The sequence below is a fragment of the Pseudoalteromonas sp. CO109Y genome, assembly GCF_004208935.1.
Lineage (GTDB): Bacteria > Pseudomonadota > Gammaproteobacteria > Enterobacterales > Alteromonadaceae > Pseudoalteromonas > Pseudoalteromonas shioyasakiensis.
The window spans coordinates 89,660-115,352 of the sequence record NZ_SGPD01000041.1 but is presented as its reverse complement, the minus strand read 5'-3'; the positions used below and the strand labels follow the sequence as shown (position 1 = coordinate 115,352).

Annotated in this window: 21 protein-coding genes; 13 read left to right on the top strand and 8 right to left on the bottom strand. The window is 41.1% G+C overall.

The window, feature by feature from the left end; all coding sequences use genetic code 11:
• Positions 1 to 9: 9 nt before the first annotated feature.
• The gene (yfcC, locus tag EXT43_RS17145) at positions 10 to 1,419 is read right to left on the bottom strand and encodes a putative basic amino acid antiporter YfcC (RefSeq protein ID WP_130167530.1); all 1,410 of its coding nucleotides are present in this window, start codon (positions 1,417 to 1,419) and stop codon (positions 10 to 12) included.
• A 142-nt stretch (positions 1,420 to 1,561) separates the two neighbouring features.
• Positions 1,562 to 4,489, bottom strand: a complete 2,928-nt coding sequence (locus EXT43_RS17140; protein ID WP_130167529.1) for a TonB-dependent receptor — start codon at positions 4,487 to 4,489, stop codon at positions 1,562 to 1,564.
• 343 nt (positions 4,490 to 4,832) lie between these two features.
• Here EXT43_RS17140 and EXT43_RS17135 point away from each other — a divergent pair, with 343 nt between their 5' ends.
• From EXT43_RS17135 to EXT43_RS17105, 7 genes are all read left to right on the top strand, one after another.
• Positions 4,833 to 6,527, top strand: coding sequence for a cyanophycinase (locus EXT43_RS17135; RefSeq protein WP_130167528.1), 1,695 nt, complete (start codon positions 4,833 to 4,835; stop codon positions 6,525 to 6,527).
• An 86-nt stretch (positions 6,528 to 6,613) separates the two neighbouring features.
• Positions 6,614 to 7,027: a hypothetical protein gene (locus tag EXT43_RS17130; RefSeq protein WP_130167527.1), complete on the top strand. Its 414-nt coding sequence runs from the start codon at positions 6,614 to 6,616 to the stop codon at positions 7,025 to 7,027.
• 71 nt (positions 7,028 to 7,098) lie between these two features.
• A complete protein-coding gene (locus EXT43_RS17125; RefSeq protein WP_130167526.1) occupies positions 7,099 to 8,187 on the top strand; it encodes an ATP-dependent 6-phosphofructokinase in 1,089 nt (362 codons plus the stop codon).
• Positions 8,188 to 8,400: 213 nt separating this feature from the next.
• Positions 8,401 to 9,564, top strand: coding sequence for an efflux RND transporter periplasmic adaptor subunit (locus EXT43_RS17120; protein WP_055198854.1), 1,164 nt, complete (start codon positions 8,401 to 8,403; stop codon positions 9,562 to 9,564).
• Positions 9,565 to 9,576: 12 nt separating this feature from the next.
• On the top strand, positions 9,577 to 12,708 hold the full coding sequence (locus EXT43_RS17115) for an efflux RND transporter permease subunit (protein WP_054563051.1): 3,132 nt from the start codon (positions 9,577 to 9,579) through the stop codon (positions 12,706 to 12,708).
• Positions 12,708 to 14,111 carry an efflux transporter outer membrane subunit gene (locus EXT43_RS17110; RefSeq protein ID WP_130167525.1) on the top strand — a complete coding sequence of 468 codons (1,404 nt, stop codon included), beginning with the start codon at positions 12,708 to 12,710 and terminating at the stop codon, positions 14,109 to 14,111. Before EXT43_RS17115 ends, EXT43_RS17110 begins: the two co-directional genes overlap by 1 nt.
• Positions 14,112 to 14,239: 128 nt before the next feature.
• Positions 14,240 to 14,857 (top strand): TetR/AcrR family transcriptional regulator, encoded by a 618-nt coding sequence (locus tag EXT43_RS17105; protein WP_058584303.1) that lies wholly within the window; start codon positions 14,240 to 14,242, stop codon positions 14,855 to 14,857.
• A gap of 8 nt (positions 14,858 to 14,865) precedes the next feature.
• On the opposite strand, the gene EXT43_RS17100 is transcribed toward EXT43_RS17105, so the two are convergent.
• Together EXT43_RS17100 and EXT43_RS17095 are read right to left on the bottom strand one after the other, a co-directional pair.
• A complete protein-coding gene (locus tag EXT43_RS17100) occupies positions 14,866 to 15,963 on the bottom strand; it encodes a HupE/UreJ family protein (RefSeq protein ID WP_130167524.1) in 1,098 nt (365 codons plus the stop codon).
• A gap of 177 nt (positions 15,964 to 16,140) precedes the next feature.
• Positions 16,141 to 16,830 (bottom strand): anti-sigma factor, encoded by a 690-nt coding sequence (locus EXT43_RS17095; protein WP_130167523.1) that lies wholly within the window; start codon positions 16,828 to 16,830, stop codon positions 16,141 to 16,143.
• 304 nt (positions 16,831 to 17,134) lie between these two features.
• Between EXT43_RS17095 and EXT43_RS17090 the strand changes: the two genes are divergently transcribed.
• The gene (locus EXT43_RS17090; protein ID WP_130167522.1) at positions 17,135 to 18,757 is read left to right on the top strand and encodes a diacylglycerol kinase family protein; all 1,623 of its coding nucleotides are present in this window, start codon (positions 17,135 to 17,137) and stop codon (positions 18,755 to 18,757) included.
• A gap of 4 nt (positions 18,758 to 18,761) precedes the next feature.
• Here the strand turns inward: EXT43_RS17090 and EXT43_RS17085 are convergent, their stop codons facing one another.
• Together EXT43_RS17085 and EXT43_RS17080 are read right to left on the bottom strand one after the other, a co-directional pair.
• Positions 18,762 to 19,028: a VF530 family protein gene (locus EXT43_RS17085; RefSeq protein WP_130167521.1), complete on the bottom strand. Its 267-nt coding sequence runs from the start codon at positions 19,026 to 19,028 to the stop codon at positions 18,762 to 18,764.
• A gap of 56 nt (positions 19,029 to 19,084) precedes the next feature.
• Positions 19,085 to 19,384 (bottom strand): DUF1496 domain-containing protein, encoded by a 300-nt coding sequence (locus EXT43_RS17080; protein ID WP_165385116.1) that lies wholly within the window; start codon positions 19,382 to 19,384, stop codon positions 19,085 to 19,087.
• A 77-nt stretch (positions 19,385 to 19,461) separates the two neighbouring features.
• Between EXT43_RS17080 and EXT43_RS17075 the strand changes: the two genes are divergently transcribed.
• Positions 19,462 to 19,692 carry a TIGR02647 family protein gene (locus EXT43_RS17075; protein ID WP_054563059.1) on the top strand — a complete coding sequence of 77 codons (231 nt, stop codon included), beginning with the start codon at positions 19,462 to 19,464 and terminating at the stop codon, positions 19,690 to 19,692.
• A gap of 53 nt (positions 19,693 to 19,745) precedes the next feature.
• Here the strand turns inward: EXT43_RS17075 and maiA are convergent, their stop codons facing one another.
• The gene (maiA, locus tag EXT43_RS17070; protein ID WP_063530108.1) at positions 19,746 to 20,375 is read right to left on the bottom strand and encodes a maleylacetoacetate isomerase; all 630 of its coding nucleotides are present in this window, start codon (positions 20,373 to 20,375) and stop codon (positions 19,746 to 19,748) included.
• On the bottom strand, positions 20,375 to 21,679 hold the full coding sequence (gene hmgA, locus EXT43_RS17065) for a homogentisate 1,2-dioxygenase (protein WP_130167519.1): 1,305 nt from the start codon (positions 21,677 to 21,679) through the stop codon (positions 20,375 to 20,377). Before hmgA ends, maiA begins: the two co-directional genes overlap by 1 nt.
• Before the next feature lie 103 nt (positions 21,680 to 21,782).
• On the opposite strand from hmgA, the gene EXT43_RS17060 reads away from it, so the two are divergent.
• The 4 genes from EXT43_RS17060 (at position 21,783) to EXT43_RS17045 (ending at position 25,684) form a co-directional block, all read left to right on the top strand.
• Positions 21,783 to 22,238 (top strand): MarR family winged helix-turn-helix transcriptional regulator, encoded by a 456-nt coding sequence (locus EXT43_RS17060; protein WP_130167518.1) that lies wholly within the window; start codon positions 21,783 to 21,785, stop codon positions 22,236 to 22,238.
• A gap of 94 nt (positions 22,239 to 22,332) precedes the next feature.
• Positions 22,333 to 23,145 carry a hypothetical protein gene (locus tag EXT43_RS17055; RefSeq protein ID WP_062565497.1) on the top strand — a complete coding sequence of 271 codons (813 nt, stop codon included), beginning with the start codon at positions 22,333 to 22,335 and terminating at the stop codon, positions 23,143 to 23,145.
• Positions 23,145 to 24,185, top strand: a complete 1,041-nt coding sequence (locus tag EXT43_RS17050) for an extracellular solute-binding protein (protein WP_130167517.1) — start codon at positions 23,145 to 23,147, stop codon at positions 24,183 to 24,185. The genes EXT43_RS17055 and EXT43_RS17050 overlap by 1 nt, the downstream gene beginning before the upstream one ends.
• Positions 24,185 to 25,684: an iron ABC transporter permease gene (locus EXT43_RS17045; RefSeq protein WP_054552193.1), complete on the top strand. Its 1,500-nt coding sequence runs from the start codon at positions 24,185 to 24,187 to the stop codon at positions 25,682 to 25,684. Before EXT43_RS17050 ends, EXT43_RS17045 begins: the two co-directional genes overlap by 1 nt.
• The last annotated feature ends 9 nt before the right edge of the window (positions 25,685 to 25,693 follow it).

The following is a 25,693-nucleotide window of genomic DNA, read 5'->3' as shown; positions in this document are numbered from 1 at the left end:
TTAAATCTTTTACTGATAGTTAATAAAGTGTGCGAGAAAAATAAAACCACTGGCAAGGCCAAACAAAGCTAAAGTGAAGCGCCAAATAAAACGTGCCCATTCACTCCAATCTAATTTAACAATACCTAAACAGCCAATGAGACTAGCAGAAGTAGGAATAAAAATATTCGTTAAACCATCACCCAACTGAAATGCCAACACCACAATTTGACGTGAGATATTTAACAAATCACCGAGCGGCGACATTAGCGGCATTGTTATGGCTGCTTGTCCTGAACCTGACGAAACAAAGAAGTTAAACACACTTTGAAATAATAGCATGCCCCAAGCCGCAATATAATCGGGCACAACTGAGATGCTGGTGGCACTATAGTACAGCAAGGTATTAAGGGTCGAAGGCGACGTTAAATCGCTACCGCCAAGTATTAAAATAACGCCTTTTGCAAGTGCCACTAAAAGTGCTGCAGGTAGGAGCTCTTGGGCACCTTCTTTAAATGCATTTGCACTTTCATTGGCAGTTAGTTTTTTGAATAGGCTAGCGATTACAGCGCAAGCAATACCAAGGCAAAAGAATTGCGCTGCTAATTCAGGAATATAATACTGCCGAGCCATCACGCCCCAAATAACCCAAATAATGCCAGCAATAAAAGTAAGTAAGATTAGTTTATCTGCGTTATCTAAATTTATTGCACTGTCTTTGTGTTGGTTAGATTGATGTTTAGTTGCTCTGATAGAGTTGGCATAGCGAATAGTAAATACAAGGCCAAATGAAGTAAAAACAAGCCAAGCAAACATTCTGAAGCCAGCGCCAGAAAAAACGGGAATTTCAGCAATTGATTGAGCTATGGCAATGCTAAAGGGGTTCATCCATGAGGTAGCAAAGCCAATTTGTGTGGCAACATAGGTTGTTAACACGGTAACTTTTGCATCATAGCCAAGCTGTTTCATAATCGGAAATAACACAATACAAAAGGCGATGGCTTCTTCACCCATGCCGAAAACTGCACCGCCTAAAGAGAAAAGCACGAACAAGAGAGGAATGAATACCCACTCTATATGTTGTGTTTTGTTGATCAGTGCCATTATGCCGTTATTTATCGCACCGGTTTTTAAGATAATCCCAAACGCACCGCCAGTGATTAAAATAAACGCCATTACACCAATCGCTGCGCCATACTTATCACCTGACACTAACCCTTCAAATAAGACATTAGCTAGGCCAATTTCACCACCTTCTGCAAAAAATGCTGGCGGTGTATGATCTGAGGCTGTTTGATATTGTGATAATTCAACGCTATGGCTATCTTTTTCGGCATTAAACACACCGGGGGTTATAAATAGGCTGGCAAAATAGGCGATAACTGCGACGCACAACAAAATGATGCTCGCATCTGGCATCGCAAACTGTTTGTTTTTCATAAAGTCACTTAAATGTCATTCGACGTTTATAAGATAAGCAAGGTATTGTAGCCCTTGCTAAGAAAGATTAATACTGAGAGTCGTCAGTTTAAGATAACGTAAGCTCAAAAGTGTGGGCGACTATTAAGCCGCCCAAACCTTGCTAAAAGCGATAGCTCAAACTTAACGTATAGCGACTGCCATAAGCATTATGGTTTATAGAATCAAAACCTCGACTTGAACCATACAGTTTAGGCGCTTCTTTATCGAAGATATTATCGATACGAGCACGGATTGATAATGCATCATTGATAAAATACCCGGCAGATAAATCCCATACTAGCCAGTCATCAACATCGCGTTTTAACTCATCATTAAGCTCGCCAAGTTCTTCTAACTCATCTATTTCACGGCCACGCAGCCCTTCAATATCATCCTCATAGCTACTGGTATAATTGGCACCTAGATTTATGTAATAACTCTCGGCATCCCAATCGATAGAGAATCTGCCTACATTTTCAGGGTAGCGATAAGTGCCGATTAACTTTTCGATTGCATCTGAACCGGGTTTGTTTCGCTCAAACTCTAAATAGTGTGTACCATCGAAAGCGAGTGTTAAGTTGCCTGTTGCAAAAAGAAAACGATGATCGAATTTAAAGTCGATACCCGCTAAGGTTTGTGTGCCGGTATTTTCCAGTGGAATAACATGGTCTCTAAATAGTGGCAGGAATAGCTCATCTTCTCGCGGGTTAAACTCACTAATATAGTTTGTTAGGATCTCTGAAATATTTGCGCCATCACTTTCGATATTAAGGCCAGCATTATCGGTTACTTCACACAGCTGCTGCTCGTACGAAATACCTTGTTGTCCTTGTGGTACTAAGCCACAGTGACGAAGAGAAGCATCCGTAATTGCTCTATCTAGCACGGCAGTCATATTGGTATCGATGACTTGCTCATGATCAAAATGCCAATAATCGACAGTGAGATTGGTATTTACAGATGGGCTCCATGCAAAGCCAATACTGAGCGCTTCAGACTCTTCGGCTTTGAGTGCTTGATTCCCAAGTTCTAGGCTGTTAACACTGACTTCTGTACCATCACCCATACAGTATAAGTCTGCAACTGCCTGATTTGCGCCGCAATCAAAGCTTGATTGTGTGGTACGTAATTTTACACCAGCTTGAGTTAATGAAGGTGCTCTAAACGACGTTGACCAAGAGCTCCTAATTATTAGAGAATCTGAAGGGCGGTAGCTTAAACCCACTTTAGGGTTAAACGTTCCACCAAAGTCATCGTAATGATCGTAACGACCAGCAACTTGCAGTTCTAGCTGCTCAGTAACTGGCATATTCAACTCTACAAATGCAGCGTACTGCGTACGGTCTGCCTCTGATAAACTCGAGCCAAAACCAAAAACATCAACTAAATAACCATTTTCAGCACGCGCTTGAGAGTCTAAAGACGGAATATCTTTTAACTCTTCTCGGCGAGCCTCAATACCAAATGCAGCATAAATGGGTAACTCATTAAATGTAAATAAGTCGCCATTAAAGTTTAAATCCCATCCGTAAACTGTACTTTCACCACTTCTACTTGGGTTTGCTTTTGCAAGCTCAAGCACCGCATCATTATTAGCATCACCCTGTAAAAAAGGGTTGTAGAATGGCATTAACTGACCTTGCGCACAATTGAGCTGTGTTCCATCGTATGTAGCTAATGATCCGTCAGAGCATAATTCACCAGTGATTGCAGCATGAAATTGGTAGCGGTTGTAAATTCCATCAATCGCTTCTTGCTCTGACTTAGAACGAGAAAATGTTACACCTGACTCCCAACTCCAGTCCTCAATGTAACCAGCTAAGCTACTGACTAAGCGAAAGTTTTTAGTTTCAACTTCAACTGTACGCGGTGAATTAAAACGTGCATCAAATGCAAAGCCATACACTTCTCGACCGGCTTGAGTGGTAAATGGATCAATATAAAGCTGGTCCATTAAGTCGTTACTGCCATCATCGTTATCATAAATGAATAGCGCATCCTCTATGATATACGGACCATCATCGTCGTTTATTTGATTGATTGGTGCAGGTGATGAATAGGCTTTTGATATAGTTTGGCTATAGAAGAAATCGGTATGCCAATCTAAATCACCTAAGGTGCTGTTAAACATAAAGCCAGTTGAAAGGCTTTCAAATGGGGTTTCTAGGTAATCATCTTGGTTAGCATAGTAAGCACAAATTTGCTCACCATACTCAGTCGTGACTAGCTCTGTTTTACAGTTTGGCGCTGGTAATTCATTGCCATCTCGGCTGCTGTAATAATAAATGTTTGGTGAGTTCTCAAGTTTCGGTAAATATGAGTAACCATTCACTAGATTAGGTGTTGCGGTATAACTTCTGTCGGTCGCTTTAAAGGCATTGCGGTCGTAAATATCAGCAAATACCGTTAAGTTACTTTCACCGATATTGGTTCCGTAGACTAAGTTAAGCTGCTTCTTACCTTCGTCATGACTGTCAAAACTATTGGTGTAAGAAGTGTTTACTTCAGCTCCTTGATAGTCATCTTTGAGAATATAGTTAATAACACCAGCGACAGCATCAGCACCATAAATTGCTGATGCGCCAGTGGCTAAAATATCAATGCGCTCGATTGCAGCAAGTGGAATTGAGTTCACATCGACAAAGTTTTCAGTGCCTGCTGCGAACGAGCTTGGTGCAACTCGGCGGCCATTAATCAGCGTTAATGTTGCAGAAGGACCCATACCTCTAAGGCTCGCAGCGGATTGACCCGCTGGCGTTGAGGTTGATGTACCACCACTTTCAGATGTTGAAAAGGTACCGGATCCGCCTTTAAAAACGGATAAATCTTTTAATAATTCATGAATAGTGTTCGCTCCTGAGCGCTTGATTGCATCTTGGTCAAGCACTGTAAGCGGGATGGTTCCTTCTAAATCAACCCCTTTAATTCGTGATCCTGTTACTTCTACTCGTTCAATTTTTTCTGATTGTTGGTCGTTTTGAGCATACACAGCTTGTACTGGGCACAGCACAGCACTGATTGCTACAGCAATTGATAACTGACGAAACATATTGATTTACCTTTGTCTTAAAAAACACACGGCAAAACCGTGACGTTTTGAATAATTGTTATAATTTTTTAGACAGGGCAGTGGGTTATAGACACAACTAGCCCCTCACAGGAAGTGAGGTGTGGCTACTCGTCAAACCACTCCGAAAGGTAGTGTGGAGAGTAGAAATATGTGCAAAGCGATAATGCGTTTTTCAACATAATTCCAATCCGTAAGGTCTTTTGACAAAGCTAGCGATACAGTGCTAGCTTACTCGCGTTTTTAAATGTTCCTTTTTTTTATAGCAAGCAACAAAAAGCTGCGCAAGCAATTTTCTAATATTTTTTTACAAGAGTGTAACAATATGAACATCCTTAAGGAGCAAAAGACTAAATATCAAACTTCAGCTTTTTCTTTGGTATTTGGTTTGTTTTTCGCATCATTTGGCAGCAAAGTCTATGCAAATGATCAACAGCAAACGCTGGTCTTAGTCGGCGGTTCTTTGACCACCTGCTCAAGTATGAGCCCTAAAAATTGTCTTTCTAATAAACAGATTAGTGGTAAACAAACTAATCAATATCGATTAAATAATGATGCTTTATCTGCAATAAAGACAAATTGGCCAACCAAGAATAAAAAAAATCGTCAGCAAACGCTTAAGGTATTAGCACAGATTGCACGTGAAAAGTCAGGTGTGATCACTAAAAGTGATATTTTATGGGCATGGCGTGATTTAGATAACAAGTTACTAAACGAACTCACTGATTCAGAATACAACTTTGTCATAGACTCACTTGAAGTCGCTGTATTAAATACAGATTCGACCCGTCAAAAAGAGCAGGTCAGTACAAGCGATAATAACGAACGTGCAGCCAATGATATTTTAGACTTTGTTGCTGCATCATTAAAAACAACCACCGGATCACCAACAATTTTAGCGGTTACGGCTTCAAGCAGAGACCCATATGAATCAGCTGACTTTTATGAAGGGCTATTAGACTTTACTGGTATAGAATCAAGCTGGTTACCTCTAACCCCCGCCTTAGCAAAAGCGATTACCAGTAAGCAATGTGAGAGTTTGGATTCTTTACGCACTGACTCTATGGGCGTTTTTAATCGTGAGACAATTTACCCTGATCGAATTAAGGCCGAAAAAGCGCTTTGTGATAAAGGAGTCGATCATTTAGTTAAACTGATTGAAAACGCTACGGGGGTGATGTTTAACGGTGGCGATCAGAGTTTAACCAGAAAAGTACTGTTTGATGACAACGGCAAGCAATATCCTTGGACTCACGCAATTTTACAAAGACCATTACTTGTTGGCACAAGTGCAGGTACAGCGGTGCAAAGTGGTGGTAAAAATGCCTACGGGATAGTGCCGATGATTTCAAATGGTACAAGTTTAGCGGCAATGAGAGAAGGCTCGTTTGCGGTGTCTGCGCCGAGTGAGCGCTGTGAAAATGAATGCGGTGATAAGATTTCGGCTGATAGTCTTACCTATGAAAAACAAGGTGGGCTTGGCAGCTTTACTTATGGTGTTCTTGATACACACTTTAGCGAGCGCAACAGAACAATGCGTTTGGCAAGATTACTGGCAGATACCGGGCAACAGCATGGCTTTGGCATTGATGAGACCACCGCCCTTGTATCAATTCGAGCTGGTGAAACCGCACTAATGACGGTGATTGGTAAAAGCGGTGTCGTGCATGTTAAATCTAACGCTAAAAACAACGGAGCAATCAGTTATTGGCCTGCTGGTGCCGTTATTGATGTAACAAAGGATGGTTTTACTCTAGCTAAACGAACTGTTGATAATGCACTCCCTAGTATTAAAATTCCGCCACTGCCGATGCAGCGTTTTGGCACTATTTTTTCAGATGCTAAATTACGTTCGCTTGTACAAGCTATGTGCTTAACACAAGAGCAACAAGCAGTCGCTCAGCATGATGAGTTTTTATTAGATTTAAATGCCACAGACAATACTCATTATTATCGTGTAAACACTAGTAGTACAGGCTGTGCGGTAGAAAACCTAGCCTTTAAAGTTAAGACATTTTAACGATGTAAGGTACTGAAAAAGTAGTGGATAATTTGTTCATTATTAGTTAGCGTAAGGCTAATAATGAACAAACCATGGAATGGGGTATGAAATATAACGTACTACTTTTATTTATTTTTGGCTGTTTATTTGCCTATTTATCTATACCAGTCATAGGTTATGGTTCGGCTATTGCGATTCCAACCGAAGTACTTTCAGCCCTTTATGATTTGTCACCTAACTTTGCTTTATCAATGGTTGATATCGTTACTTTAGGTCTTCCTTTATTAGCGTTACTCTTAGTATTTTTACTCATTAGTAAGTCGCTGTATCTTAAAGATAAAACGTATTCATACTTTATATTGCTGACACCATTTTTAGCGCTGCATTTATATTTTGCTGTTAACACCTTTTCTGCAAATATTGATAACACCACTTTACTGACAAGTCTGCCTAAGTATGTATTACTAGTGCTATTTGTTGCGCTTTTTTCTACGCATAAAAAACCAAGTTTTAGTTGATGTAAGTCATACGCGAAACTTCAACATATAAGCTAATCTGTAATTAATCAGTGAACGAAGTTGGTAACACAATGAAAAAATTACTGCTATTAACAAGTGGGGGTGATTGCCCTGGGCTCAATGGGGTGATCAGAGCGGTGGTTAAAGCAACCGAACATGATGGCAATTGGCAGGTGTATGGTAGCCGAAGAGCATATTGTGGTGTGCTTGAAAAGCCAAATGATATTATACACTTAACTAGTGAAGTTGTGGCGGGTATTCATGTTCGTGGTGGAACAATTCTCGAAACAGTTAATAAAGGGAACCCAACCGCATTTCCTGCTGAAATAGCGGGCGAACAAGTGTTTATTGACCGCTCTGATGAGTTAATCAGTATTATTAAGCAACTTGGGTTTGATGCCGTAATTAATATTGGTGGTGATGGTTCACATAGGGTATCTCAGCACTTATTTGAACATGGCTTAAATATCGTAGGCGTGCCAAAAACTATTGATAATGATTTATATGGCACTGATTACACAATTGGTTTTCAGACTGCTGTCGACACCGCCACCGAAGCCATTGATCGTTTAATACCAACAGCGCAAAGTCATAACCGAGTGATTGTGACTGAAGTAATGGGGCGCGATGCCGGTTGGATTTGTTTGCACTCTGCTATTGCAGCTGGCGCAGAAGTCGCACTTATTCCAGAGATTCCTTACGATATTGAAGCTATTAAAGCCAAACTAACATCACGATTTGATAAAGGCCATGGATTTGCCAACATTGTCATTTCAGAAGGAGCAAAGCCTGTTGCTGGTGGTGTTGTTAGTAAACAATCAAATGAACTTGGTTACGAAAACCCAGTGCTTGGTGGCATTGCTGAGCAGCTTGCTTCACAAATACGTGTGGCGCTTGATCTTGATGTAAGAGTAACCGTATTAGGGCATATTCAACGTGGAGGCACACCTAATGCGTTTGATAGGGTGCTTGCAGCAGAGTTTGGGGTGCAAGCATTCGAGCTAGTAAGGCAAGGTCAGTTTGGTTTTATTCCTGTCAGTAAAGACGGTGAAATTAAACCAATCAGTTTAAAAGAAGCTACTTCTGAATATCGCGTCATCCCTCTAGAACATTCTTTAATAACAAGTGCCCGCGCAATGGGCATGTGTTTAGGCGAATAATATGCGAATTGATATAACTTCAATTCGCATAACTAATAGTTTTAAAACAACTTTCTCAGTTACGTTCGTAATAATTCAATTAGCAATTTATTTATTGCACAAAATTCATGCTTTAAAGCAAGCATTTTATTTAATGTAAAGTTCTTTAAAGATGGTTGATCTGTGCCTTTTTTAGTTTAGAATGATCGTTCACTCTAAACTAAGGAACTACACATGCAGCGCTCTCGCATTCCATTTTTTGCAGTGTCAGCTTTGGCTGGTGCTGTTTTATTATCAGGCTGCGGCCAATCAGAATCGGCTCAAGGGCAAACGCAGGCAGCTCAAGCTGTTCCTGTTGGCGTTATTGAGATGCAAAGCAAACCACTTACGCTAACTAAAGAATTACCGGGTCGTGTGGCTGCTTCACGTATCGCGCAAATTCGTCCGCAGGTTAACGGTATTATTCAATCTCGTATGTTTGTTGAAGGTGCTGAGGTTGAAAAAGGCCAAGCTTTATATCAGATTGACCCATCTACATTTGAAGCTGAAGTAGCAACTAGTAAAGCCGCTATTACTAAAGCTCAAGCAAGTATTGCAAATGCCAAGGCAAAAGCAGAACGCTATAAAGAGCTATTGAGCATCAAAGCAGTAAGCCAACAAGATTACGACGAAGCTGATGCAGCATACAAAGGTGCAAAAGCTGACTTACTGACAGCTCAAGCGCAGCTTAAAACCGCTGAAATCAATTTAAACTACAGCAAAGTGTTAGCGCCAATTAGTGGCCAAATTGGTAAATCAGATGTCACTGCCGGTGCCCTTGTGAGTGCTAATCAAGCAACAGCATTAGCGACCATTACACAATTAGACCCAATTTATGTTGATTTAACCCAGTCAAGCAGTGAACTAACACGTTTGAAAAAAGCCATTGCTGCGGGTGATCTTGATAAAGATGCCGCTTTACATTCAAAAGTTGAATTAAAGATGGAAGACGGCAGTACTTATCAACATAAAGGTACATTGCAATTCTCTGAAGTGACTGTTGATCCAAGCACAGGCTCAGTAACCTTACGTGCTGAATTTCCTAACCCTGAAAAATTACTGCTGCCTGGTATGTATGTTCGTGCAGTGATTGTTGAAGGTGTGAAAAGTGATGCGATTTTAGCACCACAACGTGGCGTTAGCAGAAACACAAAAGGTGAGCCTACTGCCATGGTTGTAAGCAAAGACAATACCGTAGAAGCACGTGTGCTTAAAACTGATCGTACTGTTGGTTCAAACTGGTTAGTGACAGATGGCCTAAACAGTGGCGATAAGTTAATTGTTGAAGGTTTACAGAAAATCCGCCCAGGTGCACCAGTCAATGCAATGCCTGCAGAATCAGCAGCTAACAGCCAGTAACGGAGAAACTTAATGTCACGATTTTTTATTGATCGGCCCATATTTGCGTGGGTGCTTGCTATCGTTGTGATGCTGGCAGGTATCTTAGCAATTAGAAGTTTGCCGGTTGCGCAGTATCCATCAATTGCACCACCTGCAATTAGTATTCAAGCCACATACCCTGGTGCGTCGGCCCGTACTCTAGAAGATACGGTTACACAGGTTATTGAACAAAAAATGAAAGGGCTAGATGGCTTGCTCTACATGTCTTCAACCTCTGAGTCTAACGGCTCAGCGACGTTAACCTTAACCTTTAGTGCAGATACAGACCCTGATATCGCACAGGTTCAAGTACAAAACAAATTGTCGCTTGCAACACCGTTATTACCAGAAGAAGTACAACGTCAAGGTGTCTCGGTTGCAAAATCCGCTCGTAACTTCTTAATGGTTGTAGGCTTTGTATCTGAAGACGGCAGTATGAACAACATCGATATCGGTGATTATGTTTCATCAAACGTGCTTGATATTATTTCTCGTGTTAACGGTGTCGGTGAAGTGCAGCTGTTTGGCTCTCAATATGCAATGCGTATTTGGTTAGACCCAGCTAAATTACTTAAATACTCATTAACTCCTGCTGATATTAGTGCTGCAATCAGTGCTCAAAATGCACAAGTTTCAGCAGGTCAATTAGGTGCGTTGCCAGCAGTAAGTGGCCAACAATTAAATGCAACGGTAACTGCACAAAGCCGCTTACAAACACCTGAGCAATTTAGAAATATTTTTGTAAAAACCAATGCTGATGGTTCAGTTGTTCGTTTAAGTGATGTTGCTGATGTTGAATTAGGTGGTGAAAACTACGGTGTTGTTGCGCGTTTTAACGGCAAACCGGCATCAGGTTTAGGTGTTAAGCTTGCCAGTGGTGCTAATGCACTTGATACAGCTGATGGCGTAAAAGCGGCCCTTGCTGAACTTGAGCCTTTCTTCCCTGAAGGTTTAACAACGGTTGTTCCTTACGATACGACGCCATTCGTCTCACTTTCGATTGAAAAAGTTGTCAGCACTCTAATCGAAGCTGTTGTGCTGGTGTTCTTGGTCATGTACTTATTCTTACAGAACTTCAGAGCAACACTTATTCCGACTATTGCAGTACCTGTTGTATTGCTAGGTACGTTTGCTATCTTGCAAGTGTTTGGCTTCTCAATTAATACCTTAACCATGTTTGCGATGGTACTTGCCATTGGTCTACTTGTAGATGATGCAATCGTCGTGGTTGAAAACGTTGAACGTGTAATGACCGAAGAGAACTTATCTCCTCTTGAGGCAACACGTAAATCAATGGATGAAATCAAAGGTGCTCTTGTTGGTATTGCGATGGTGCTGTCGGCAGTATTCGTGCCTATGGCGTTCTTCCCTGGCTCAACAGGGGTTATTTATCGTCAGTTCTCAATTACCTTGGTAACTGCGATGAGTTTATCAGTACTTGTTGCATTGATTTTAACACCTGCTTTGTGTGCGACAATGCTTAAACCAAGTCATGTACATAACGATAAATCTTTATTTGGTCGTTTCTTCCTTGGCTTTAACCGTGGTTTTGACAGAACGAACTCGGGTACACAAGGTTTTGTGTCTCGCATGATCAAGCACAGTAAACGCTATTTACTTATTTACGGTTTAATCGTGGGTGGCATGGTGTTTATTTTCTCACAATTACCATCGGCATTCTTACCAGATGAAGACCAAGGTATTTTGTTTAACCAAGTAAGCTTACCTGCCGGTGCAACAACAGAGCAAACTTTAAAAGTTGTTGAAAAGATGGAACATCACTTCTTAGAAGAGCAATCAGAAGCGGTTAAGTCTATCTTTACGGTAACAGGTTTCAGCTTTGCAGGTTCTGGTCAAAACGCGGCAATCGGCTTTGTGGGTTTAAAACACTGGGATGAACGTCAGCGTCCTGATCTAACCGTCGGTGCGGTTGCGGGTAAAGCCATGGGATACTTCTCAACGATTAAAGAAGCGTTCGTATTTGCTTTCCCACCTCCTGCGGTTGTTGAGCTTGGTACTGCAAACGGTTTCACCTTGTTCTTACAAGATAGGGTTGGTCTAGGTCACGAAAAACTACTTGAAGCACGTAACATGTTTTTAGGTATGGCTGCACAAAACCCGGTGTTATCAGGTGTGCGCCCGAATGGTCAAGAAGATAAACCTGAGCTAGAGCTTGACATTGATTTAGCGAAAGCCGAAGCATTAGGTCTTACTCAAGCAGATATCAATAATACGTTATCAACGGCTTGGGGTAGTAGCTATGTAAATGACTTTATTGACCGTGGTCGTGTGAAAAAAGTGTACTTACAAGGTACGCCTGAATCACGCATGGTGCCAGAAGACTTAGATGAGTGGTATGTACGTAACGCCAATGGTGACATGGTGCCATTTACAGCCTTTGCTCACTCTTATTGGACATATGGCTCACCTCGTCTTGAGCGTTATAACGGCTTTTCAGCGATGGAAATCCAAGGTGCTGCTGCTCCGGGCTACAGTACTGGTCAAGCGATGGCTGAAGTTGAGAAAATGGTTAAGAAGTTACCACCGGGTGTATCGTTCGAATGGACAGGTATTTCATATGAAGAACGTTTAAGTGGTGGTCAAGCGCCATTACTTTATGCACTTTCATTGTTGGTTGTATTCCTATGTTTAGCGGCGTTATATGAGAGCTGGTCAGTTCCTGCAGCAGTTATGCTCATTGTACCGCTTGGTGTATTTGGTGCGTCGATTGCGTCATTTGTATTTAATTTATCAAACGATATTTATCTCCAAGTGGGTCTCTTAACCACCATAGGTCTGGCATCAAAAAATGCCATCTTAATTGTAGAGTTTGCTATTCATAAAATGGATGAAGGTATGAAACTTGTCGATGCCGCGGTAGCAGCAATTCGTCTACGTTTACGCCCAATCTTTATGACATCAATGGCATTTGTGTGTGGTGTACTACCATTGGCAATTGCATCAAGTGCAGGCTCAGGTGCACAAAACGCACTAGGTATTGCTGTTATTGGTGGTACTCTTGCGTCATCGACCATTGTGGTAATTTTTGTGCCGCTGTTCTTTGTACTGGTGCGCCGAGTATTCCCAGGCAAAACAAAATCAACTAATGAGGAGCAGGCATAATGAAAGCTAAACTTATCTCAGTGTCTGTTGCTGCACTTATGTTATCTGCCTGTAATATGGCGCCAGATATGGAGCAACGTGAATTACCCGTTGCTCAAAACTATGATATCCAAGGTACAGCGGGCGATATAAATGCGCTCAATTGGCAGTCATTTTTCAGTAATGCGCAACTTCAACAGTTGATTGCGCTCACACTTGAAAACAACAAAGACATAAAAACTGCTGCACTGAATGTGCAGCAGGTTAGAGCAATGTATCAGATTGAAGATTCAGCGCTTTACCCAAGCATTGATCTCAATGCATCGGGTACACGTCAGCGTCTTCCGGCAGATTTATCTGGTACTGGTCAAGCAACTATCTCTGAAAACTATACAGCAACTGTAGGCCTAACCGCTTATGAGATTGATCTTTGGGGCAAAGTACGTAACCAATCAGAACAAGCATTACAAAACCTATATTCGGCTGAATACAGTTTGACTAGTGTGCGAATTAGTTTGATCTCCGAATTAGTAAATGCATGGCTTAACTATGCAACGGACAAAGAGCTTTTGGCACTTGCAAACGAGACTTTGAAGTCTCAGCAGGAGTCTTTAGAGCTAACTCGTAAGACATTTGCTCTAGGTGCTGCTTCTCAGTTAACGCTATCGCAACTTGAAAGCACAGTAGCAACCGCTAAAGTCGATATTGCAAACTATCAGCGTTTACTAAAGCGTGATAAAAATGCCCTCGATTTTCTAGTAGGTAAAACCGTCACTGCAGATTTATTACCAAGTGAAAGTATAGATGATGTACTTAGTTTGCCTGATGTGCCAGTAGGGTTACCGTCTGAGCTATTGACTCAGCGACCTGATATCAAAGCTGCAGAGCATGATTTATTGGCTGCCAATGCAAACATTGGTGTGGCAAAAGCGGCATTTTATCCAAGCATCAGTTTAACAGCGAATGCGGGGACAGCTTCAGCTGACTTGAGTAATCTTTTTGATTCGGGCTCAGGTACTTGGAGCTTTGTGCCTTCGGTAAACTTGCCTATTTTTAACATGGGTCGTAATCAAGCTAATCTCGATGTTGCAAAAGCTCAACAAGAAATGGCTATAACCAGTTACGAGCAAACCATTCAACAGGCATTCAAAGAAGTCTCTGATGCCCTTGCTGATCGTGAAGGTTATATGCATCAGCTAGATGCCCTGAATGACTTGTATCAAAGTAATGAGCTATCTTTTACTTTATCGGATGCGCGTTTTCAAAAGGGTGCCGACAGCTACTTGCAAGTATTGGATGCACAACGAAATTGGTACAGTGCAGGACAACAGTTAATTTTGGGTAAGCAAGCGTATCTGGCGAGCCAAATTAATTTGTATAAAGCACTGGGTGGCGGCTGGAATGCACAAAAATCTGTGCAATAAATCAGCAAAAGCATAATTTATTTAAGGTTTTGCAGGTTCTTAGTTGTTTTGACTCTCCTCAAAGATTAAGATCCTGTAAACCTTGTTTAAATTAAAGTTAACCCTAGTCAGTAAAGCTTGGAGAAACCATGACGCAAAAAACGAAAAGACACAATGATCCTGCGCTTGCTGAGGCAAGACGTAATCAAGTGCTTTGTGCCGCAGCGGATTGTTTTCGACGTAAGGGTTATCATGGCGCGGGAATGGCCGAAATTTCTAAAACCGCGGGTATGAGTGCTGGCCACATCTACAATTACTTCGCCAGTAAAGAAGCGATTATAGAATCGATTGTTGAGCGTGATATGGAAGAAATGTTCTCAATCTTTAAAGAGTTTGCTGATAAACCTGGCGATCGTGTCACTGTATTACTAGATGGTCTAGGCAGAGGCGTTGAGCGCCATACCGATTTGAATCAAGGTGCGCTTGATTTAGAAATGCTCGCCGAAGCTGCTCGTAATGAAAAAGTGGCTAACTTATTACGAGAGTCAGATAGCCACGCTCGTGATTCTATGCGTGAATTATTAGTGGGTGAAAGAGGGCCATTACAAGGCACAGCACTTGAAGAAGTGAATGCCCGTATTGAAGTGATGTTTTCAGTAATGGGTGGCCTGTTACTGCGTAAAATGCTCAACCCAGATTTAGATATTCATGAGTTACTTAAAGCGCTACGTCCAACAATGAAAACCTTGTTGTTACCATTTGAATAAAGCGCTTATTAAAAGCGCTCTATAGACCATTGGATTGCCATAATGGCAATTACCACTGAGCCTGCTGGCATAATAGCTTTTTTGTACCAAGTGTTATTTCTAAGTAGCATTAGCAGTGGTAAACAGATTGCTAAAATAACCAGTTGACCAATCTCAACCCCTAAATTAAAGGCTAAAATACTCATTAGCTGGTATTCATTTGATAAACCAAGCTCACCTAAAACACTCGCAAACCCCATACCGTGTAATAGACCAAAACAGAATGTGATCCAGCCTAAGCGCACAATCATTGGCCAAATATTATTTATTGCAGCAAATAATACAGAAAGCGCGATACCTAATTCTACCCATCGGGTGTTTGGCGATATGATATTCATTGCCGTTGCTGTTAGGGTAAGTGAGTGAGCAAGTGTAAAAGCGGTGATTATCCAAGCGGTATCAATTAGAATTTGTTTTTTAGACTCGACATGTTGCCACTCGCCTTGCTTACGAACTAACACACAGCCCAGCAATAGCGCGATTAAGAACAAAATATGATCGGTACCCATCCAAATATGTAATATGCCTTGATGTACATATTCTATAAACGTTGTGGTGAAGCTTTGCTCTTTAAAGTTGATAACTTGTTTTGGCGTATTTTGTTCAAATACGCGGCTTGACTTTGCAATGGCAGCAATTGCTTGATGATGCTCATCTAATTCAAATAGGGCTGTGTAATTAACTGTTATAGAACTATCAGATGGACAATCAACTTGTAGTGGCACATGGATATACGACTGATTAAAGTGGTTATCTATACTAAGTGCACCATCAACCGTGACCTTGCAGCTTTGATTTTGTTGTAACACATTAAAATGGCTATTTAGATAGTCTAATACTGCTTGTTGCTGTGATGTAATTTCATGCCATGTAATTACATTATCCTGATTTTTATCGAAGTTGAGCGCTTTATCGAGATCATTCACCGAGGCTTGCCAAGAGCCTACTAATGATAGCTTATTGCTCGTTTGTTGTTTTAAATTAAGATAAGCGGTGCTTTGCTGGTGGGCGTGACAGATAGAGCTAAAAATTAATAGAAATAGCGTAAACAACAACGACTTTTTCATTTTTATTCCTAAGATAATACAGGCAGACAAGTCTGATACTCGAATGACCCCATTTCTTTTAATATAAGTAAAAAGAGGCTGTAACTATAGCAAGTACAAAGGTTTATCGACTAGGTCATCTATCTTAGAAATACTGGCTTTGCTCGTATTTATATATTGTTTCTAGTCTGTGTATGATTAGTTCGCATCGAGTACGGCTGTATAAATAATTTCACTTGGGCTACCTGATTGTGAGCCGCCAATTGGCTCACGGCTTATTGCAAGTAAAGTGATATCTTTTGGTTTAAATATTGCGTTTCGGGCAATTTCTTTGCTATCTGTTTTTGGTAATAAAGCAATAGGGATGGCGTTGGGGTAGTTTGTTAAACGGATCCACAACTGGTAATCATAATCAGTTTGCAAACTCATGCCGCTAGCTGCTTTAAGTAAAATACTGTGATCGCTTATTTCTAAATTCCAAACTGGATTATTTGCTGAGTCATAAAACGTTACCGAGTGATTGATTTTATCACTAAACGACTCTTGCGGTTGCCAAGTAATTAATACCAACACAATACAAACCGCTGTTGCAATAGCAGCCCAAGCCTTAAATATTCCAAAGTTAGGGTCTTTTGCTTTCTTCTGTGTTGGTAGAAATAGTGGGTCAATCCGTTTTGTTATTTTATCCCAAACTTGTTGATCAGGTGGGTTAGATTCAATCGCGTTTTCTAGGTTTTTTATATGTCTTTGCCATAATGAGGTTGCGTATCGGGCTTGAGGAGAGGTACGCATTAAGCGGCTAAATCTATCACGGGCATGGCCATGTAAAGTGCCTAAAACATATTCTGCTGCAAGTAAATTAAGTAGCGTTTGGTCATCGTATTTCATAACGAATTAGGCTCGGGTTGATTTAAATTTTTGACGAAAGCTCTACTAAAAACCTGTGATTATTAGGCATGGCTTTTAACTTAGACTAGCAGGGAAAGAGTACTTGGCAAATCTATGCAATTGGTTCTATGTAAATTATTGTAAGTTATTCATAAAATTGTGAAAAAATGTCCTAAACTAAAATGGTAAGCTTTTTTATAAATGCTAAGTTACTGATTTTAAATAGCCAGTAGGGGTAATTTAACGGCTTTTACTGGAGTGAAACTTGCAACGTAGTATGCAATTAGAATAACAAGGAGTGATTATGTGGGCAGCATTTAGTTACTTAGCTTTAGCGATTGTATTTATAATTGCGGCTATTCGGGTAGAAACTGTTTACTTTGCGCTGTTTTTTTATTGGACGGCTTTGTCGTTACTTTTGGTTAGTGGCGCATATTTTTTTAATATCGCACGTATTTTTAGAAAACGTGAAAATGGCGTTATTCCTATCTATATTCGTTGGGCTTTTATTCCATTTTTATTGGGTGCACAACTTTACAATGCTTGGTCGAGAAAACACGACAAAGTGCCACCATTACAACAAATTAATGAGCATTTATTTTTAGCCTGTCGTTTATTTCCTTCAGATATAGACACCATGAAAGAAATGGGTATTACAGCTATTTTAGATGTAACTTGCGAGTTTGATGGCCTTGAATGGTCCTCTACGCAAGAGAATATTCGTTATTTAAATATTCCTGTTCTTGATCATAGCGTACCTACACGTGCGCAATTACACCAAGCGATTAATTGGATTGACCATCAAGTAAAGGCAGATAGACGTGTTGTAGTTCATTGCGCTTTAGGGCGTGGCCGTTCAGTATTTGTGATGGCGGCTTACTTACTTAGCCAAAACAAAGATGCCGATGTCCACCAAGTACTCGCACAAATTAAAGAGACACGAGAAACTGCAAATTTAAACAAGCGCCAGCTGCGTCATCTTGTGCGTCGCCATCGAAGAGGTGACTTACTAATCAAAAATAAAGCTGTGCTCATTGCTAATCCTGTTTCTGGAACAAAACTGTGGGAAGCTAAACGTAAGCAAATTACATCTCGTTTGTCTGAGTATTACGATTTAACTGTTTACACCACGTCAGAACAGGTAAATGGTACTGAGTTAGCCAAAGAAGCACTTGAATTGAACCCTGATGTAGTCATCGCCTGCGGTGGCGATGGCACAGTAACAGAGGTGGCAAGTGTACTTGTTAATACAGACTGTAAACTGGGTATTATTCCTTTAGGTACTGCCAATGCCCTCGCTCATGTGTTGATGGGTATACAATCGAAGCTTATTCCGGTAGAGCAGGCGTGTGAGCTAATAATTGAAGGGCAGGCGAGTCGGATAGATACCGCTGTATGTAATGGCGAGCGTATGTTATTACTAGCAGGGATTGGTTTTGAACAAAAGATGATTGAAAAAGCCCATCGTGATGCTAAAAATGAGTCTGGGCAATTAGCGTATTTACAAGGGTTTTGGCAAGCATTAGGTGAGCATGAAGCGCAAGACTATGTTGTTACTCTTGATAATAACGATGAGCAAACAATCAATACCACCAGTTTAATTATCGCCAACGCTGCGCCATTTACTACTTTACTTGCTCAATCTGCAGGTCAGCCAGATCACCAAGATGGTTTACTCGATGTAAATTGGTTAACACCAAGTGCCGATTCTAAAGCGAGTACTTTAAGTATTGCGGAGTTAGTGTTCTCGAGCATTACACAAACTAGTTTTGCCATTAACAGTCACCATACAAATGCTAAACGAGTGACTGTAAGCGCAGAAAAAGGATTGAGCTATGTTATTGATGGTGAAGTGAAAACCGCAGATAAACTAGAGGTAGAGATATCACCGAAATCGCTTTCGGTGATTGTAGCTGCTGAAGAATAAGTGGTTACTTTTTGATGCTTTTCCATTGGAAAGTGCCATCATCAGCTTGGTCATTATTGATAAAGGTATCAATATATAACTGCTCTACTTTTTCTCGTGCCCAAGGGGTCTTTCGTAAAAATTTAAGACTCGACTTTACACTTGGGTCATTCTGAAAGCAGCGTACATCTACGTGCGCTGCCATACCTTCCCAACCAAGTTTTTCTTCAAGTTTAGTAACGATGTCGGCTAATTTAACGCCATGTAACGGATTATTTGGTTGATTGTCCATGATAAATCTTAGGTTATTTGCAACCGCGCAATAGTACCCTATCTGTGCGTTTTAAGCTAATTGACGTGAATCGTTTTCGGTTGTTTAGGGTAAATAATCTCGCCATTGGCATTTAGTCTGAGCCATGCCAAATCACTGTTTGAAAAATTAGGCTGTTTAGCAGTGCAAATTAACCTAATATCGCCAACGGTAATATACGCACCTTCGGTATAGCGTTTATTTTCATACCAACACACTTTTTGATTGTTTAATGCCTCTTGACCATCAAGCACGATTAGTGGTTTTTCTTTTGCTAGTGCTTGGTTTAGAAACCCTAAAGTAAACAAAGTACTTAACAGTAAAATTTTCTTTAACAAAATACGCCTCCCGTTGGGCAGATCTGTATAACTACACTAAGCTTATGACAAGGAATAAATAATAAAAAGGTGAACACATGCAATTTGATAAAAATATGATCGACGAACTAACCCTGCTTGCAAAATTTCCTCGCAACTCTCAAATGCAGGGAATTAAAATTCATTCCGATGCCGAAAGCTCAATTAAAGATGCAGCAAAACGTCTTTATGATAAAGGTATTACAGATAGTCCTGATGGGGGCTACTTAACCGACTTAGGCCTCGATTTAATTAACCATGTGAGTGTGATTAACTCAGCACTTAGATAAAATATAAAAAAGGCCCGAAGTGTTCGGGCCTTTTTAACTACAAACCTTAAAGCTTAAATTGCATCTGGCTGATTTTGTGGTGCAGCATCTATAAAGGCATCAAGCTTATTACATTGCTCATATACCGCAGCAATTTTAGGGTACTTAGTCATATCAACTTTAAAGCGCAAGGCATTAAATACTTGCGGCACTAAGCACACATCAGCAAGCGTTGGTTTGTTGCCCACACAAAAAGTATTCGCTTCATCAAGTAGCTTTTCGATACTCTCAAAGCCCACTTCTACCCAATGCTTATACCAGGTCGTTTTTGCTTCTTCATCAACACCAAGATCGTTAGCCAAATACTTTAATACACGCAAATTATCGATAGGGTGGATATCGCACGCTACTGCGTAACATAAATTACGGATCTGAGCTTTTTGCCATGCATCACCTGTTAAAAGCGGTGTTTCTGGGTGAGTTTCTTCTAGCCACTCTAAAATAGCCAGCGATTGCGCAAGTACACCTTGCTCAGTTTCAAGTGCAGGCAATAACCCTTGTGGGTTTTTAGCTAGGTACTCGTCGCTTTGTTGCTCTGATTTTAATAAATTAACCGTCACCAACTCGTGATCAATGTTCTTTAAATTAAGCGCAATGCGAACTCGGTATGCAGCTGATGAACGAAAATAGCTATAAAGTTTCATTATACGTCCTGTTTACCTGTGAAATGTTTTTTAATAGTGCGCCAACAATCTGTGTAGTTAGGCTGACGCTCTTTACCTTCAAGGGCATATTTAGTTGGTGAAATAACGTAACGCGATTCGAACATAAATGCCAAAGTGTTTTCGTAGCGTTGTGGTTCAAGCTCAGCATTTGATGCTTTTTCGAATGCATCTGCTTCTGGACCATGTGGCGACATACAGTTATGTAAGCTAGAACCACCAGGTACAAAGCCATGCTCTTTGGCATCGTACACACCTTCGATTAAGCCCATAAACTCACTCATAATATTACGATGGTAATAAGGTGGGCGGAAAGTGTTCTCAGCCACCATCCAACGTGGAGGGAAGATAACAAAATCGATATTAGCGACACCTTCTGTACCCGATGGTGATGTTAATACAGTAAAGATTGATGGATCTGGGTGATCGTAACTTACTGTATTCATAACATTGAATCGAGCAAGATCATATTTGTAAGGTGCACTGTTACCCGTCCAAGCAACCACATCTAATGGCGAGTGACCAATATCACAACGGAACATATTGCCATTGAATTTAGCAACGAGTTCAAAATCACCTTCAATATCTTCGAAAGCCGCTACAGGGTAGTGGAAGTCACGGTCATTAGCATAACCATTGGCACCCACTGGGCCGCGCTCTGGTAAAATATAGGCATGGCCATAGTTTTCACAGATGTAGCCACGTGCTGTATCGGTGAGCAAATCAACTGCGAACTTAATGCCACGAGGAATTACGGCAATTTCTCCTGCACGAACGGTTAGTTGCCCGCACTCGGTTCTAAGTAATAGCTCACCTTGTTGCGGCACAAATAACATTTCACCATCAGCATTATAAAAGTAACGGTGTTGCATTGATTTATTAGCGACATAAATATGAATACCAATACCTGTTTGTGCATTGGCACTACCGTTGGCAGCCATAGTGACTAAACCATCTATAAAATCAGTTGGCTGTGCTGGAATTTCAATTGGATCCCAACGTAGCATTGTCGGTGGTGTTGGCACTTCTGTAATAGGAGCGGTGCGAATAAGGCCATTATCAATTGGCGTGTAATCACCTTGTATTACTGACGGGCGAATGCGGTAAAACCAGGTACGACGGTTATCAGCACGGGGCGCTGTAAATGCCGTTGTGCTGAACTGCTCAGCATATAAATCGTATTTAACTTTTTGCGGGCTGAATTGACCGATAGGTAATGCACCGGGTAATGCTTCGGTTTCAAATTCATTACCAAAGCCTGTCATATATTGTAATTCGTTATTCATCACTAGACTCCTGAAAGGTTTTAGGTAAGATACTCTCATGTGAGACTAAATTCAAACTACACTGAATTTACTTGTGTAAATATTCTTTGACAGTAGTGCAGCCATGACGACAGATAATCAAACAACGCTCGATTTAAAACAGTTCTTACCTTATTCATTAACCAATATTGCAATGCAAATGAGTGAGCAGTTTAGTGAGCTATATCAACAGCAGTTCGATTTAACGGTGTCACAATGGCGTATAATTGCGAATTTGGCGCAATATGGTGAGCGTACTGCCAAAGAGTTATGTGATATGGCACAAATGGATAAATCAACGGTGTCTCGTGCAGTAAAGTCGCTATTGACAAGAAACCTTATAATAGCCAAAGAAAACCCTAAGGATAAACGCGCAAGTTTGTTATCACTATCCGTTGAGGGGAACCGTTTGCATGAGCAAATTGTGCCATTAGCAAATGAGTGGCAAGCCGGTTTAGTGAGCGACTTAGATAGCCAAGAACTTAAACAATTTATGAACACTCTTAGTAAGCTTTCCAATCACTTAAATAAAAATGTGTAATTCTGTAATCAAGGCTTTATAGCAATTGATTTAGACAATCGATACGTATATGATAATGGCTATCATTTACAATTAGAAACTTGGATGTCCCCCCATGAAATTAGCGTTAAACACCGTTAAAACACTAGGTCTTAGCCTAGTATTAGCATCTACTTTTATTGCCCAACCTGTATTGGCAAATGGCCCAATTGGTGAGCACGTTAATCATCTAAAAGAAAATTTAAAAGATTACTCAGAAGACGTTGAGTGGATGATCGGTAAAGTTGACACCATGGTTACCGATTATGAAACAAAAGGCGCAAAAGCAGTTAAAAGCGATGATTTAATTGAATACTGGGAATCAGTAAAGTTTCACAGTGCGATTGAAACGAATTATGTACCGGTTTATGCATCAATCTGGCAAGGCATTTATGGTATCAAAATGGCCATTGATGACAAAAAACCAGCAAGCGAAGTACGTGAGCACCAAAAGGCCTTAAATGCTGCCTTGTGGCAGGGTCTTGGAGCTGTTAAACTTGCTGCCGACTTCCAGCAAAAAGGCTTATTAAAAGCTGTAAAAGCAACTGCTTCTGAAACAATGACGCAAAGCGCTACTATCGATGAGATCAAACATAAATTAGACCGTGTTGTTGCAAAATACGCAGAACGTTTAAGCGATGAAGCAACGCAAATTGTACACGATACTTACCTTCACTTATTCGAAGGTGTTGAAGGTACACTTATCGAAAAAGATGCAAAGTTAGTAGAAGTTCTCGAAAAAGATTTTAACGTAACCCTGCCTAAAGCTATTTCTGATAAAGGGTCTGTTGACCAAGTACGTGCAGTGGTTGTTGATATGCAAGAAAAACTAGATCGCGCTAAGGTGTTACTAGAAGAAGCCGAAAAAGCACGTAAGGATGTATTTTAGTGAAGCGTAGGACCTTTATTCAAGGCCTGGCTGCGTTTGGGGTAGTGGGCGCAATGCCACTACCTCTTTCTCGTGCCTTTGCAGCCTCTGCTGCAAGCCCAAGTTCAGTGAAAGACTTACCCGCCCTAGAGGGTGACTTAACCTTATATTTAGGCCGTGGTGAAGGTGGTTTGTACGAAAACGTACTGCAATCAATCCAAAAGAAAAATCCAAAACTTAATTTATCAATTCGCCGTGGCCCAACTGCTGCACTTGCCAACATGATTGTGGCTGAAGCGAAAGCGGGTGTTAAACGTGCTGATTTATTTTGGGCCGTTGACTCAGGTGCGATTGGCTTAGTAACAGACGCAAATTTAGCTAAACCGCTACCAAGTGACTTAGAAGCGCAATTACAACCGCAGTTCCGCTATCCGGGCTGGGCACCAGTGACAGGTCGTATTCGTACATTACCTTACAACACTAAGCGTTTATCAAAAGATCAGATCCCAGATAGCATAATGGCTATTGCCGATAGCGATTTATCAATTGGTTGGGCACCTGCTTATGCTTCTTTCCAATCATTTGTCACGGCAATGCGCATTCTTGAAGGTGAAGATAAAACGGCTAAATGGCTTAAAAAAGTTCAAAAACGCTCGAAAACTTATGCCGGCGAGCTTGGCGTAGTGATGGCCGTTGAACGTGGTGAAGTGGATATTGGTTTTGCAAACCATTATTACACGTTACGTCTTAAATCAGGTAAACCAGATGCAAACCTTGATCTTGCTTTTACCAATCAAGATGCCGGTTGTTTAGTTAATGCATCAGGTGTGTTATCGCTGACAGACAACCCGAATGCAATGAACTTTATGCGCTACTTACTAAGTTCTGAAGTACAAAGTTACTTAGCACGTGAAGCCTATGAAATTCCATTGATCCAAGGTATTGACCAGCCAGCTGGATTACCAGCCTTAACGGATGTGTCACCGCCGAAAATCGATTTAACTCAATTGGCAGATTTAAGGCCAACACTCGACCTTATGCGCAGTAGCGGTGTTTTATAATGCGCATACCTGCTTCTTATCCCATGGCGCTGCTTGCAGCGCTTTTGGCGTTAGTGCCAGTTTATATTCTGATCACTTTAGCAAGTGATGCGACGGCTGTTTTTGATAGTCACAATTTAAAAATTCTAGGTAACACTTTATCACTTATGGTGTTAACTGTTTTAGGCTCTATTTTAATTGGCGTGCCTCTGGCGTTTATTAGTGCCTATGTTCAACTTCCTTTTAAAAAGCTTTGGCTTGTTTTGTTTGCAGCTCCACTTGCTATTCCAAGTTATATTGGCGCGTTTACTTTATATGCAGCTTTTGGCCCCGGTGGTGAAATTAATCAGCTGTTAGGCTTTGAAACCCCGCCTATGTATGGCTTAACGGGTGCCGCCATTGTAATGACGCTATACACGTTTCCATTTGTAATGCTTACAACGCGTTCGTCTTTACTTAGTCTAGATGCCAGCATGGTAAACGCGGCTCGCACTTTAGGTATGTCGATGCCGATGAGTGTGTTTAAAGTTATATTACCGCGTGTAATAAACGGTATAGCAGCGGGCTCATTACTGGTTGCACTTTATACTCTGTCCGATTTTGGTACACCGGCGATGATGCGCTTAGATACCTTTACCCGCGTGATCTATGTTGAATACAATGCCTTTGGCTTAAGCCGAGCAGCGATGTTATCGCTACAATTAATGGTGATTGTAGGCTTTTTACTGTTTATCGAATCACAAATTAAAACAGCTTCTGAGCGCCACGGTAGACCGCTAATGTTATTTCCATCTAACGGGCAAAAGTTAGCAATGCTAGTGACTTTTCTACCGGTTTTATTATTGGCTATTTGTTTGCCGTTAGCCATTTTTACCCTTTGGCTTGCCCGTGATGGTGTTGCTGATTTTGATTTCAGTATTGCATGGAACTCAGCTTATGCATCTGGCATTGCGGCTATTGTTGCTGTTGTCGTTGCTGTGCCTGTAGCGCATGCTGCCTTAAGCGGTAAAGTAGGGCGCATTATGGAACGAGTCACTTATTTCGGATTCGGTATCCCGGGTATAGTGATGGGAACTGCACTTGTTTATGGTGGCTTGCAATTACCGCTTTTATACCAAACTCTGGCATTATTAGTGATAGCCTACGTGCTACGCTTTTTACCGCTGGCAGTTGGCTCTGTGCGTACCAGTACAGAACACTTAGACTCGAGTTTAATCAAATCGGCACGTGTATTAGGTGCCAGCCCTCGTGAAGCATTTATGCGTATTACCTTGCCTTTAACACTACGCGGTATCATTGCTGGTGCAGCCTTGGTATTTTTAGAATCAATGAGAGAGCTTGAAGCGACCTTGTTACTTGGCCCAACAGGCTTTGAAACCCTATCAACCTATTTGTGGCGAGTTTATGAAGCAGGTTATTTCGGTCGCGCAGCCATTCCTGGGCTATTGTTGGTAGTGATATCAGCATGTGGCTTAGCTATAATGCTCTCAGGCGAAAAGCGCAGTCAATTAGAACATTAAGGATCAGTT

Bases quoted from the DNA above. Each gene is read 5' to 3' on its own strand.
- EXT43_RS17060 (WP_130167518.1), top strand. From the start codon at position 21,783: ATGACGACAGATAATCAAACAACGCTCGATTTAAAACAGTTCTTACCT.
- hmgA (WP_130167519.1), bottom strand. From the start codon at position 21,679: ATGAATAACGAATTACAATATATGACAGGCTTTGGTAATGAATTTGAA.
- EXT43_RS17055 (WP_062565497.1), top strand. From the start codon at position 22,333: ATGAAATTAGCGTTAAACACCGTTAAAACACTAGGTCTTAGCCTAGTA.
- EXT43_RS17045 (WP_054552193.1), top strand. From the start codon at position 24,185: ATGCGCATACCTGCTTCTTATCCCATGGCGCTGCTTGCAGCGCTTTTG.
- EXT43_RS17100 (WP_130167524.1), bottom strand. From the start codon at position 15,963: ATGAAAAAGTCGTTGTTGTTTACGCTATTTCTATTAATTTTTAGCTCT.
- EXT43_RS17135 (WP_130167528.1), top strand. From the start codon at position 4,833: ATGAACATCCTTAAGGAGCAAAAGACTAAATATCAAACTTCAGCTTTT.
- maiA (WP_063530108.1), bottom strand. From the start codon at position 20,375: ATGAAACTTTATAGCTATTTTCGTTCATCAGCTGCATACCGAGTTCGC.
- EXT43_RS17105 (WP_058584303.1), top strand. From the start codon at position 14,240: ATGACGCAAAAAACGAAAAGACACAATGATCCTGCGCTTGCTGAGGCA.
- EXT43_RS17085 (WP_130167521.1), bottom strand. From the start codon at position 19,028: ATGGACAATCAACCAAATAATCCGTTACATGGCGTTAAATTAGCCGAC.
- EXT43_RS17125 (WP_130167526.1), top strand. From the start codon at position 7,099: ATGAAAAAATTACTGCTATTAACAAGTGGGGGTGATTGCCCTGGGCTC.
- EXT43_RS17095 (WP_130167523.1), bottom strand. From the start codon at position 16,830: ATGAAATACGATGACCAAACGCTACTTAATTTACTTGCAGCAGAATAT.
- EXT43_RS17115 (WP_054563051.1), top strand. From the start codon at position 9,577: ATGTCACGATTTTTTATTGATCGGCCCATATTTGCGTGGGTGCTTGCT.
- EXT43_RS17120 (WP_055198854.1), top strand. From the start codon at position 8,401: ATGCAGCGCTCTCGCATTCCATTTTTTGCAGTGTCAGCTTTGGCTGGT.
- EXT43_RS17090 (WP_130167522.1), top strand. From the start codon at position 17,135: ATGTGGGCAGCATTTAGTTACTTAGCTTTAGCGATTGTATTTATAATT.
- EXT43_RS17140 (WP_130167529.1), bottom strand. From the start codon at position 4,489: ATGTTTCGTCAGTTATCAATTGCTGTAGCAATCAGTGCTGTGCTGTGC.
- EXT43_RS17075 (WP_054563059.1), top strand. From the start codon at position 19,462: ATGCAATTTGATAAAAATATGATCGACGAACTAACCCTGCTTGCAAAA.
- EXT43_RS17130 (WP_130167527.1), top strand. From the start codon at position 6,614: ATGAAATATAACGTACTACTTTTATTTATTTTTGGCTGTTTATTTGCC.
- EXT43_RS17110 (WP_130167525.1), top strand. From the start codon at position 12,708: ATGAAAGCTAAACTTATCTCAGTGTCTGTTGCTGCACTTATGTTATCT.
- yfcC (WP_130167530.1), bottom strand. From the start codon at position 1,419: ATGAAAAACAAACAGTTTGCGATGCCAGATGCGAGCATCATTTTGTTG.